Origin of the sequence: Streptomyces sp. NPDC005485 (assembly GCF_040606085.1) — a bacterium.
GTDB lineage: Bacteria > Actinomycetota > Actinomycetes > Streptomycetales > Streptomycetaceae > Streptomyces.
In genome coordinates, this window is record NZ_JBEXDZ010000226.1 from 1 (window position 1) to 11,500 (window position 11,500).

Sequence of the window (11,500 nt, forward strand, 5' to 3'; positions counted from 1 at the left end):
TTGCGGGGGCGGTTGATCGAGGAGTTGGGTGTGGAGCCGGCGCCGCAGTTGCAGCGGTTGCATCAGGCGATGTTGTCGGTGGATCCGTTGCTGGACCAGCTGGCGTCGCCGCGTTGTTCGTCGACGTTCGACCTGTTCGCCGCCTGAGCCCATTTACCCGCCCACCAGGGGAGTCGGGCCGGGCAAGGCAAGGACGACCGGCTCTCCCGGCGACCCTGCGCCGCACCCACGGCGTCACCTGCTTCCACCCAGCTATTCCGTCGGCGATGACCAGCTGTGCGGCGTTGTCCCGTGGCCGCAAAGGCACCGTCAACACCCTGGCCGCGTCGAGCCGTGCTTCACCCCGACCTACGCCTCCTGGACCAACCCGAACGAGGCCCACTTCGGCCCGCTGCGGCAGTTCATCGCAGCCTAATGGGACTTGCCGGGTGGAGACTCGGTGCCGTAGCCGCCAGCAGGTGAGCACTTTCGCAGCCGGAAGCAGTCGACTTCTGTGGTCAGACCGTGCCCCTGCTGGTCGGCCGGGAGGCCAGACCGCTGATGGGGTGGCGTGCCCGCCGGGCAGTGGGGCGTGAGCACTGGATCCATTAGGCCGCGTGCCGTGCTTTCCGCAGGCTGCACCACATATGACGGTACGGATTGGGGGCGGGTCTGTTGCTGCTGATCGGTGATGATTGGGCCGAGGACCACCACGATGTCGAGGTTCAGGACGAGACCGGCCGGAAGCTGGCCACCGCGAACCTGCCTGACGGGGTGGAGGGCATCGCCGAGCTGCACGAACTCGTCGGTTACGTCCGAGCCGTCGATGGTCTCGCTGCGCCTGCGCGCACTCGCGTGGTCGCGGCCCCGCTCCGGCGGGTGCCGGCAGTAGTCACGAGCCGCAGCAGCCGCCCGCCGATGCCAGACCGGCGGGAGCCGCCGCCGCGGCCGGTGCGCCGAGCTGGACGAGCTGGGGCGCAGGGGCGTAGGGGCCTCCACTGTCCCGCTGGTCGGCCTCGGGGGCATCGAAGAGGCCGGCGCCGCCGCACACGCCGGTCTCGGGGAGGGTGAGTTCGACACGGTCGGCAGCCTCGGCGTCGCCGGCGATGGCGGCGACGACGGAGCGGACCTGTTCATAGCCGGTCATGGCCAGGAAGGTCGGTGCGCGGCCGTACGACTTCATGCCAACGAGGTACACGCCCTGTTCGGGGTGGGAGAGCTCGCGGTGGCCGTGCGGGTAGACGGTGCCGCAGGAGTGCTGGTTGGGGTCGATCAGCGGGGCGAGCTCGACCGGGGCCTGCAGGCGCTCGTCCAGTCCGAGGCGGAGCTCGGACAGGAAGGACAGATCGGGTCGGAAGCCGGTCAGCACGATGACCTCGTCCACCGGGTCGAGACGACGACCGTCCTCGCCCACCAGGACCAGGCGTCCGTCGCTGTCGCGCTCGATGGCGTCGGTACGGAAGCCGGTGACCGCGTCCGCGTGCCCCTCGTCGACGGCGGCCTTGGCCGCGAGGCCGAGGGCGCCGCGGGCGGGCAGCTGGTCGCCTTCCGCACCCCCGAAGGTGGATCCGGAGATGCCCCGGCGCAGGATCCATACCGCCTTCGTGCCGGCGCCGCCGTCAGCCTTGGCCAGGTCGGCGAGGTAGGCGAGCGCGGTGAAGGCGGAGGCGCCGGAGCCGACGACGGCGGTGCGTTTGCCCGCGTACCGGGCCCGGACGACCGGGTTCTTCAGGTCCGGGACGCGGTAGGCGACGCGGTCGGCCGCCGTACGCTCGCCGATGGCGGGAAGACCGCTGCCGCCGGCCGGGCTGGGGGTGGTCCAGGTGCCGGAAGCGTCGATGACCGCGCGGGCGAACAGCCGCTCCTCACGGCCATCGGTGTCGGCGACGTGGACGACGAAGGGCTGGGTTTCGCGGTCGGCGTCCACGATCCTGTCCCGGCCCGCGCGGGAGACGCCGGTGACGCGAGCGCCGGTGCGGACCCGGTCGCCGAGGACGTTGGCCAAGGGCTGAAGGTACTGCTCGGCCCAGTCGCCGCCGGTGGGGTAAGTCGCGGGGTCGGGCCGTGTCCAGCCGGTCGGAGCGAGAAGCTTTTCGGCGGCAGGGTCGACCACTTCGCCCCAGGTGGAGAACAGCCTGACGTGCGCCCACTCGCGCACCGCCGCACCGGCGGCCGGGCCGGCTTCCAGGACCAGGGGCTCGATGCCGTGACGTGTGAGGTGGGCGGCTGCGGCCAGACCGGCGGGTCCGGCTCCGATCACGACGACGGGCAGCTCGGTGATGGCGGGCGCGTTCACGGTGACTCCTTGCGTGTTTCGACGTCTGTCGATGGCTTGCGCGGCCCAGCATGACACTTGTATTGATGAACGTCAACATAGACATTTATCGAATTCATGGGCTTCGTTCACGGCCTGGCCTCACCGCTGCCAACGCTTTGCGGGGGCGACCGGCTCCGCGGGGCCGTAGCGGTGAACATGCCTGAGAAAGTCCGGCGCGGGTGTCCCGGGGCGCCTGCGTCCGTTCGTCCTTACTGTGAGAGCCGGCGATCGGCGCCGGCCGGATCCCTGTGAGGAGCGAGCTGTCATGCCTCAGTACGCCGCGCTCATCTACGCCTCCGACGTCGACCCGACAAAGCCGGAGGCCGCCGAGATGATGAAGGACTACAACGAGTTCCATGAGGGTGCCCAGTCAGTGATCCGCGGCGGCGCGGCGCTGTACCCGACCGCGACCGCGACGACGGTCCGCGTCACCGGCGGCAAGTCAGGCGATGTCGTCACCACCGACGGGCCGTACGCCGAGACGAAGGAAGCACTGACCGGCTTCTACCTCATCGAGTGCGCCGACCTGGACGAGGCCGTCAAGGTGGCCGCGCGGATCCCGGGTGCCTGGGGCGGCGCGATCGAGGTCCGGCCCGTCGTCGACTTCGGCCGGTGACCCACGCCGGGGACGCGGTCGCGCGGCTGGTCCGGGACGAGGGCACCCGGGTGCTGGCCACGCTGGTCCGCGTCACCGGCAGCGTCGACCTCGCCGAGGATGCGGTCCAGGACGCCGTCGTGCGCGCGCTGGAGACGTGGCCGCGCGACGGCGTCCCGGGAAACCCGCGCGGTTGGCTGCTGGTAGCGGCCCGCCATCGTGCGGTGGACGTGATCCGCCGCGAAGCCAAGCGGCTCGGCAAGGAGGTGGACGCGATGCCGGCCGTCGACCCGTGCCCCGACCCGGTCGCCGTCCGAGACGACCTGCTGCGGCTGGTGTTCACGTGCTGCCACCCGGCGTTGTCGCTGGAAGCGCAGGTCGCTTTGGCGCTTCGTACGTTGGGCGGTTTGTCGACCGCAGAGGTGGCTCGAGCCCTGCTGGTCCCCGAGGCGACGATGGCGAAGCGCCTGACCCGGGCGAAGCAGAAGATCGCCACGGCGCGCATCCCGTATCGGGTGCCTTCGGCGGAGGAACTGCCGTCACGCCTGGCCGGGGTGGCGTCGACGGTGTACCTGATCTTCAACGAGGGGTACACGAGCCGCTCGGCGCTGCTCACCGAAGGTGTCCGCCTGGCCCGCCTGTTGGCGTCGCTGATGCCGGACGAGCCCACGGCGCTGGGGTTGCTGGCGCTGGTGCTGCTGCAGGACGCCCGGCGGGCCGCACGGTTCGACTCGTCCGGCCTGCCGGTGCTGCTGGCCGCACAGGACCGGACCAAGTGGGACAGCGAGCTGATCAAGGAGGGCGTCGCGCTGGTGGGTGTCGGCCTACGCCGTACACCTGCGGTCCCCGACGCGTACGTGGTCCAGGCGGCGATCGCCGCCTGCCACGACTTGGCCCCTTCCTACGCGGAGACCAACTGGGACGCGGTGATCTCCTGGTACGACGTCCTGCTGTCGGTCCAGGACACCCCGGTCGTCCGGCTGAACCGTGCGGCAGCGGTGGCGGAGAGGGACGGGCCGGCGGCGGGCCTGGCCTTGGTGGACGAGCTACCCGGCCTCGCGGAATACCCGTGGTGGCACGCGTCGAGGGCGGAGTTGTTGCACCGCTTGGGTTCCCCGTCGGCAGGGGCCGCACTGGCCCGCGCGGAGGAAACCGGATTGCCCGCCGCGCACGTGGCGCATTTGCGGGCCCGAATGAAAAGCGAAACCCCCTGACGAGACGCCCGGGGTTTCGAAGAGAGCGGATGACGGAAATCGAACCCGCCTCTTCGGTTGGGCACTTGGGGTGATCATGCTCGAATGTGGCCCTGCCCTGCGGACGAGGCTGTCTCCTGGCACCCGCTGTTGACCTTGGTTGACCGGCCTGAATGGGACGCATCGTTCCTCTCCTTCTGTTGTTCAAGCCAGCGCGTGAAGTTCGGGAGCAAAGAAAAATGAACGATCTACTTGCAAGTGCCGTCGCTGCGCACGGTGGTATGGACCGGTGGAATCGCATCCGGACGATCACCGTGGACGCCGACATCACCGGTGCCTTCTGGCAGTTGAAGGGAAAGGGTGATGCGCTAACGAACATTCGCTGCGACGTGGACACCACTCGGGAGCGGCTGACCATGGAGTTCCTTGGTCAAAACCGCAGGTCGGTCTTCGAGCCCGACCGGGTGGTCCTACAGCAAGCGGACGGAGCGATCGTCGAGACGCGCGACAATCCGGAGCGGTCGTTCGACGGTCACCAGTTTGAGACGCCGTGGGACGACATTCATCTTGCATACTTCACAGGGGAAGCACTGTGGACGTATCTGAATGCGCCGTTCCTGTTCACCTGGCCGGGGTTCGTCTCGGAAGAGATCGCCCCGATCGAGGCCGATGGTGAAGAGTGGCGACGGCTGCAGGTAACTTTCCCCGCCGAAATCAAGAGCCACACCCGAACGCAGGTGTTCTGCTTCGGACCTGACGGTCTCCTGCGCCGCCATGACTTCACCATTGACGTCGTCGGCAGGACCGTCGAGTCACAGCTTTACGCGGCCGGCTACCGTGATGTCGACGGCATCATTATTCCTGGTACGCGACGGGCCTACGCACCCGCAGGCGATGACCAGATTGTCTTCGTCGCCATCGACATGGCTGATATCGCCGTCCGTTGATCTGACTGCCCGTCCATACGAGGACATCGCACCCGTTCCGGCAGGCGACGTACAACGGTGTGGACAGGCCGCGAGCTTGACCGGTCGGAGCCGGTGCCGTCCGGCTCGGTAGCGCTCGACGGCCGCGCGGGTGCGGTGCATGTCCCCGCTGCTCAGGCCGAGTGTCCTGGGCAGGCCGGGGTGGCCGACACGTTCCACTTCGTGGTTCGCGTCAGCCACCAACATGCCGTGGTGTGGTCAGAGTTCGGCGAGTGGGCAGCCCAGAAGCCCTGGCGCGGCGTCAGGCGCGGGGGAACGCCTGGCCCTCCAGGCGGAAGACGCGCTCGGCCTCGCCGCGGTGGGTGGTGTGCAGCTCCCAGTACAGCGGGGAGATCTGCTCGGGCTTGGCCGCCTCCAGGCCCGGGATGACGGAGACACCGATCGAGGAGTCGATGCCGACGTGGGCGGCCTGGATGCCGGTGTCGGCCAGTTCCGCGTGCAGGTTCTTGACCCAGTTGCGCAGCGCCGCGGCGGCGGCGTTGACGTTGGCCACCCGAGGGTCGGGCCAGATCGAGCCGGCGCCGGTGGTGAACAGCAAGGTGCCCGCTCCGGCCTCACGCATGGCGGGCAGCACCGCCTGGGTGGCGGCGATGGCCCCGTAGAGCTGGAAGTTCATCTCCGTCTCCACGTGGGAGGGCTCGGTTGCTGTCGGGGCGGTCAGGGCTGTGGAGCCGAACGTGCCGACCGGGGAGTACTCCAGGACGTCGATGCGGCCGAACCGTGCGGCGGCGTCCTTGAGTGCCTGGGTGAGGGCGTCGCGGTCGAGCACGTCCGCGGGGAACGCGGCGGCGGTGATGCCCTCGGCGGTGAGCTGGTCGACGAGGCTGTCCAGCTTGTCGCGGTTGCGGGAGATCAGGGCGACGTTGAAGCCCTGGGAGCCGAAGGTGCGGGCGATGGCCAGGCCCAGCTGGGGGCCGGCTCCGATGATGGCGATGCTGGTCACAGCGATCCCTTTCGTCATGCCTTGGTGGGGGTGTCGATGAGAGCCCCGCCCGGCGGTGCAGGCTCCGGGCGCCTCAGGACCCTCGCGATCTGGATAGGTCACTCCATTTTGCAGGTATCTGGATAGGCCGTTCCGTTTCGCCGGATCACCGTAACACGGAAAATGGATAGGCCGCTCCAATTGCTAGAGTGATGGGCATGACCCCTCGCACTCCGCGCCCCGACACCTCCGGCGACCGGCCCCTGCGCAGCGACGCCGAGCGCAACCGGGAACGGATCATCGCTGCCGCTCGTACCGTCTTTGCGCGTGACGGCCTGGATGCCTCCATGGCATCCGTGGCCCGCGAGGCAGGCGTGGGGATCGCCACCCTCCTTCGCCGCTTCCCCGCCAAGGCAGACCTGGTCGCCGCCGTCTTCGCCGACCGTATGGACGCCTACGCCGAGGCGGTAGCCACCGCGCTCGACAACCCCGATCCGTGGGACGGCTTCACCGGCTACATCGAGGCCGCCTGCGCTATGCAGGCCGCCGACTATGGCTTCGCCGACGTCCTGACCACGACCTTCCCCACTGCCAAAGCCATGGAGCAGCGCCGCAACGAGGCGTACGAGGCCATGCTGGAGCTCATCAGCCGCGCCAAGGCCACCGGCCGGCTGCGCGAGGACTTCGACCCATCGGACCTGGTCCTGATCCACATGGCCAACGCCGGCGTCGTCAACGCCACCGGCCAGGCCGCCCCCGACGCCTGGCGGCGTGTCGTTGCCCTACTGATCCAGTCCTGCGAAGCCCCGGCCCGCGGCCCCCTACCCCCCTCACCCGCCCACGAGGCCCTCTACAAGGCCATGCTCCGCGACAGTCCGACTGACCCCACCAGCTGACCCCACCCAAGAGGCAGGCATCCAGCGCCATGGGCCCTCCAGCGGTCTCGCTGCTGTTGAGGCGGCCAGGGGTTGTCAGTGGCTGGTGAAAGGATCACCGCCATGGTCCCCGTACGTACTACACCGCCGCGGCCTGTGGACGTGACCGCGGTCTTTCCTGAGCTGGCTCCGTTGGCGCGTGCCGCGATTCGGCTGCATCCTCGCGCCGGATTGCCTTCGATCAGGGAGAGCTCAGTCGGGGGGCCGTTGCTGTGGCCGGCTGAGGAGCCCTGGCCGCACTGCGAAGGCACGCACGTGGACAGCGGGTTCCGCCAGTCGCCGGCACAAGTGCGGCTCGACAGGCGCGTGCGGGCCCGGCTGCACCGTAATCCCCATGGTCCCGCGTTCACGCCCGAGGAGGAGGCGATCAAGGAACGGAACGCCTCGATGCTCGCGGAACGCCTCGCGGCCGGCCCTCCGGGGCCCGCGGAATCTCCGGTCCCCATGTTGCCCGTGGCCCAGCTGTATCTGCGCGACATACCTTTGTTGCGGCCGCCCGGCCAGGCCGATCTGCTCCAGGTTCTCTGGTGCCCCTACGACCACGATCCGGATTACAAGCCGTCGACCGCACTGTTCTGGCGATCCGCCGCCACGGTCGTCGACGTTCTGGCCACACCGCCAGAACCGTATGAGGCGGACTGGCCGGGATATGTGCCCGAGCCGTGTCTGCTGGCACCAGAAGCAATCACCGAGTACCCCAACAGCCTCGATCTGAGCCCGCAGATGCGGCTGGCGGTGGGGGACTGGAGCAGGTGGCAGACAGCCGACGTCGGCGTGGACAGCTCGTACGCGGACTATCCGGCGGAGTTCTACGACGGCCATCTGGCCGACGCTCCCGGCTGGAAGGTCGGGGGCTGGCCGCCATGGGGCCGCACCGACCCGTACCGTCGAAACTGCGGTGTGTGCGACGTGCAGATGGTCCCGCTGCTGACCATCGCCTCCTTCGAATGGGACGGCGGTGAGGGACGCGGCTGGGCGCCCTACGAAGACCAAGCCGCCGCCTACGCCGACGGTCATCGTGCCGGCCAGGACCCCGCGCAACCGACCAGGATAGAAGTAGGCAGCACCGACAACATGCAGTTCTACGTCTGCCCGACCTCTCCCGAGCATCCGCACACCGACCTGATCCAATGAGCTGTCGGGCCCCACACCCTCCGTGGCCGGCGACAGAAGTTGCTGCCGAGTCAGGGTGTGTGACAAGCCGCTTGCCTCACTGATGTCGGCCAGACTGCTTCGACCAGTCCCAATCTCCACGTCATCCGGCTATAACGGTGACAACTACCGAGCCCCGGCACGCTACTTCGGGAGGGGTAGCGCGCTGGCTCCCCCGCCGTCGCAGGTGAAGCCTCACCGACGAAGCAGTGCCGCTCCGCCGACATGATCGGCTGCAGCGTCATGGGTTTTCTCGATACTCCACAGCGTGGCCGATGAGTTTGTGGCTCCCGGCCGGTCCAAGCTCATGACACCCCAGGAAAGGACACTGCCATGTCGGAACTTCTCGTCGACTTCATCACCACCCTCGACGGCCACGCATCGGGAGAGGGATGGCCCGGGTTCTGGGGCCTTGAGGGCCCGGAGTACCTCGCATGGCTCGGCGAGCAGCCCGAGGTCACCTACCTGATGGGAGCGAACACGTACCGCCTGATGTCGGGCTTCGCCGCAGGCGAGGTCCCGGAGGGCCAAGACGAGTTCAGGCCCGAAGAAGAGGCGGCCGTCGACGATCTCACGCAAGCGTCCAAAGTGGTGTTCTCCTCCTCACTCAAGGAGCCACTGACGTGGGCCAACTCCACGCTCCTCCGCGATGACGCCGTCGAGACGGTCCGCGCCATGAAGTCGAGTGGCTCGGGGCTCCTCAGCACGATCGGCAGCCTCAGCCTGTGCCGGTCCCTGCTGCGAGCCGGACTCGTCGACCGCTTCCGAGTCGTGATGTTCCCGGTGATCACCGGGGCCACGGGCGACGAACGCATCTACGACGGATATCCGGACGTTGCCCTCGAGATGATCGAGCACCGCACCTTCGACGGCCGCATCCAACTCGTCGAGTACAAGCCCCGCGTGCTCGAGCACCCGCCGCTCGGCGCCCCTGCGTGACGTCGCCCCGTCCGCCGGTCTGGACGGCCGCCAGGCCGGCGCCGGCGGGCGCGGAGCCGTCCGGAACTGCCCGCCCAGTCGCGCACCAGCCTGCCGCGCAACCCGGTCTGAGCCGGATTGCGCTCGATGATCTCCACATCGATGCCCACCGTCTGCCCGTGCGCGACGACGGCGTTCTTGAAAACCTGGTCGACCAGGGCCTCTTCCAGGTTGTCGGTGTTGGCGGCGACCTCGTCCAGCAGCGCGATAGCGGCGGCGTGGTCATGCACGGACGCGAGGAGTACCACAACCGCAATCGCCACGCCCAACGCGTCAACGGCCGGGCCGCGCTTGCGGCCCGGTACCTCTCATCTTCTCTCTCCCGAGCCGCCGTAGCCCACCTTGTTCTCGCCTGTTGCGCCCGACGCGTTCTGGGCCAGGCCGGTGCGGGTTGAGTGGGGTTCGAGGCGGGGTGGGCAGGATCGGCGTGAGGCCGGCTCCTGGTCTTCCCCCGGGCCGTGGAGCTTTGCGTCCAGCCCGGCCATCCGGCCCCTACCCCGGTGGCCGGGCTGTCTTGTGGTGTGCGCGGTGGCCGTTCCTGGGATGTGGCCGTTTGCGTCATGTGCAGCCGGGGGCTTGGTGTCCTGGCCGGTTGAGTTGAGGGGCGGGGTGGGTTGAGCGTTGGAGCCGCATGGCGTGGTTGAGCGTGTTGCGTCCCGGGAGGTCTCGGGGTCCGAGGTCGTGGTGCTGTTTCCGGGGTGGCGGGGGCGGGACCTGGGGTTGACACGGTCGTTGTACGGGACGTTTCCGGTGTTTCGGTCCGAGTTCGATGCGGTGTGCGGCGTGTTGCCGGGGCAGTTGCGGGTGTTGTTGGTGGCGGGGGTGTTTGCGCCGGAGGGTGGGGTGGATGCCGCACTGCTGACCGGCCCGCGACTGGGGCGGGTCGCTTTGTTTGCCCATCAGGTGGCGTTGTATCGATTGTGGCAGGACTGGGGGGTGGCGGGCCGGGCAGTGGCCGGGGTGGGGGAGGGGGTATGGGCGGCGACGCATGTGGCAGGCCTGCTCGGCCTTGAGGAGGCAGCCGGCCTGGCAGCCGGGCGCACGGCAGCGGGTCCGGTGGCAGCGGGTGCGCGGGGGACGCCGGTTGCGGAGGCGGTTTCGGGTGGCTCGGGCGGGCGAGGGGTGTCGGGGCGGTCTCTGCTGCTGGCGGGCAGTCCTCGGGGCGGGGCAGGAGTGGGTGATGTGCCGGGGCTGCTGGCAGCGTTCGGTGCTCTGCAGTGCGGCGGGCCGCCGGTGGACTGGGAGGCGGTGTGGTGGCGTGTGCGGGTGCGACCGCCGCTCCGAGGTGGTGCGCGGTGTGCAGGGTGAGGTCTGGTTTGCGTCTTGAGCGCTGCTCGGCATCCCTGCCCGGCATTTGTGTGTAGGGATGCGGGGCAGGGACGCCGGGCCATCCCACGTGTTGGTCCGGATGGTGGGCGCGTGCAAGGCCGGTCAGCCGCGGCGCTTGGGAGCCGGTTCGTCAAAAAGCTCGAGTTCATCGTCGCTGGGGGCTTCGAAGAGCTTCGCGTATTCCTTGAGCATCTCGCGGCTGATGGGAACTGTCCCGCGCCCGCCCGCTGCGTTGCGGGCTTGGAGGCGACGGGTCAGTTCATCGATCGACGCTGAAAGATAGTGCAGTTCCACCAGAACGCCGAGGGCGTGCGCTGTCAGGCGTTTCTCGTCCCGCTCGGAACGCGCCCAGAATCCGAACTCCAAGATCACGGACTGTCCGAGGTTCAGCAGTTCTTGGGCGTGGTCCCAGAAGCGCTTCTCGAGGCGGGCGCGGGTTGATTCGTCGAACAGGTCGATGTCGAGATCTGACATCCACTCATCCGGGCACAGCCGCACCGCAGGGGTCTCATCCGCCAGGTGTTTGGCCAGAGTTGTCTTCCCCGAGCCGGGGAGCCCGCACAGCAAGATCAGCCTCGGCCCGGACCCCGCATTCACCAGTTGCCTCCATTGAGTCCCAAGGTCGTGGCTCCCGCCCATGCTGACGCAGCTGTGCCGGCTCGCGGAAACGGTTTTCGCCGAGACAGGCACACGGACTCTCGTCAAAGACCGACAACGGGCGGCGACCGACCGCGACACGGCCGTCGCGGCCTGGTTCAACGGGAGCCCGACAGAGGACCGGCCTCTTCGTCCGGGACGTCCTGGTACCGGGCTGGCTGGGTTGGGGCGGGCGGTAGTGGTGACGCGCCGGCCCGGCCCGCCCCGGTTGACCTGAACCCGGACACCGTGGGTTCGCAGAGATGATGGCCAACTTCGGTGCGGTCTTGGGCCCGCTATTCGCGTTCCGTGCGCTCGCTTGGCTCGGTATTCGGTGACCTTCGGCTCGTGCGTCGTCCCCGGCCGGACCCTCCGTGTGTCTGGTCTGGTCTGGGGGTGTGGGGTGGGGTGTTGGAGGTTTGCTTGAGGTTGGCATGAGGTGGGGGTGTGGGTTCTGGCAAAGGTTTGCCGGGGTGTT

At 68.7% G+C, this 11,500-nt stretch carries 9 protein-coding genes and 2 pseudogenes; 7 read left to right on the top strand and 4 right to left on the bottom strand.

Annotation, left to right across the window (positions count from 1 at the left end):
* Nucleotides 1–173: 173 nt before the first annotated feature.
* Nucleotides 174–415, top strand: a pseudogene (locus tag ABZS97_RS40925) (IS630 family transposase); the annotation flags it as partial.
* A 456-nt stretch (nt 416–871) separates the two neighbouring features.
* On the opposite strand, the gene ABZS97_RS40930 reads toward ABZS97_RS40925, so the two are convergent.
* On the bottom strand, nt 872–2,275 hold the full coding sequence (locus tag ABZS97_RS40930; RefSeq protein ID WP_356147757.1) for an NAD(P)-binding domain-containing protein: 1,404 nt from the start codon (nt 2,273–2,275) through the stop codon (nt 872–874).
* Between the two features lie 286 nt (nt 2,276–2,561).
* Between ABZS97_RS40930 and ABZS97_RS40935 the strand changes: the two genes are divergently transcribed.
* From ABZS97_RS40935 to ABZS97_RS40945, 3 genes are all read left to right on the top strand, one after another.
* Nucleotides 2,562–2,912, top strand: coding sequence for a YciI family protein (locus tag ABZS97_RS40935; protein ID WP_356147760.1), 351 nt, complete (start codon nt 2,562–2,564; stop codon nt 2,910–2,912).
* Entirely contained in the window at nt 2,909–4,105 is a 1,197-nt protein-coding gene (locus ABZS97_RS40940) for a DUF6596 domain-containing protein (protein ID WP_356147763.1), read from the top strand. Before ABZS97_RS40935 ends, ABZS97_RS40940 begins: the two co-directional genes overlap by 4 nt.
* Before the next feature lie 218 nt (nt 4,106–4,323).
* The gene (locus tag ABZS97_RS40945; RefSeq protein WP_356147766.1) at nt 4,324–5,031 is read left to right on the top strand and encodes a hypothetical protein; all 708 of its coding nucleotides are present in this window, start codon (nt 4,324–4,326) and stop codon (nt 5,029–5,031) included.
* A gap of 280 nt (nt 5,032–5,311) precedes the next feature.
* Here the strand turns inward: ABZS97_RS40945 and ABZS97_RS40950 are convergent, their stop codons facing one another.
* The gene (locus tag ABZS97_RS40950) at nt 5,312–6,013 is read right to left on the bottom strand and encodes an SDR family NAD(P)-dependent oxidoreductase (protein ID WP_356147769.1); all 702 of its coding nucleotides are present in this window, start codon (nt 6,011–6,013) and stop codon (nt 5,312–5,314) included.
* Between the two features lie 197 nt (nt 6,014–6,210).
* Here ABZS97_RS40950 and ABZS97_RS40955 point away from each other — a divergent pair, with 197 nt between their 5' ends.
* The 3 genes from ABZS97_RS40955 (at nt 6,211) to ABZS97_RS40965 (ending at nt 9,018) form a co-directional block, all read left to right on the top strand.
* A complete protein-coding gene (locus ABZS97_RS40955) occupies nt 6,211–6,888 on the top strand; it encodes a helix-turn-helix domain-containing protein (protein WP_356147772.1) in 678 nt (225 codons plus the stop codon).
* A 102-nt stretch (nt 6,889–6,990) separates the two neighbouring features.
* Nucleotides 6,991–8,061, top strand: a complete 1,071-nt coding sequence (locus ABZS97_RS40960) for a hypothetical protein (protein WP_356147777.1) — start codon at nt 6,991–6,993, stop codon at nt 8,059–8,061.
* 351 nt (nt 8,062–8,412) lie between these two features.
* Complete coding sequence (locus tag ABZS97_RS40965; protein WP_356147782.1) at nt 8,413–9,018, top strand: dihydrofolate reductase family protein; 606 nt, start codon at nt 8,413–8,415, stop codon at nt 9,016–9,018.
* Between the two features lie 113 nt (nt 9,019–9,131).
* On the opposite strand, the pseudogene ABZS97_RS40970 reads toward ABZS97_RS40965, so the two are convergent.
* Nucleotides 9,132–9,374, bottom strand: a pseudogene (locus ABZS97_RS40970) (IS5/IS1182 family transposase); the annotation flags it as partial.
* 1,114 nt (nt 9,375–10,488) lie between these two features.
* Nucleotides 10,489–10,983, bottom strand: coding sequence for an ATP-binding protein (locus ABZS97_RS40975; RefSeq protein ID WP_356147785.1), 495 nt, complete (start codon nt 10,981–10,983; stop codon nt 10,489–10,491).
* Between the last annotated feature and the right edge of the window lie 517 nt (nt 10,984–11,500).

Coding starts and splice junctions, on each gene's coding strand:
- ABZS97_RS40955 (WP_356147772.1), top strand. CDS start 6,211: ATGACCCCTCGCACTCCGCGCCCCGACACCTCCGGCGACCGGCCCCTG.
- ABZS97_RS40960 (WP_356147777.1), top strand. CDS start 6,991: ATGGTCCCCGTACGTACTACACCGCCGCGGCCTGTGGACGTGACCGCG.
- ABZS97_RS40965 (WP_356147782.1), top strand. CDS start 8,413: ATGTCGGAACTTCTCGTCGACTTCATCACCACCCTCGACGGCCACGCA.
- ABZS97_RS40945 (WP_356147766.1), top strand. CDS start 4,324: ATGAACGATCTACTTGCAAGTGCCGTCGCTGCGCACGGTGGTATGGAC.
- ABZS97_RS40935 (WP_356147760.1), top strand. CDS start 2,562: ATGCCTCAGTACGCCGCGCTCATCTACGCCTCCGACGTCGACCCGACA.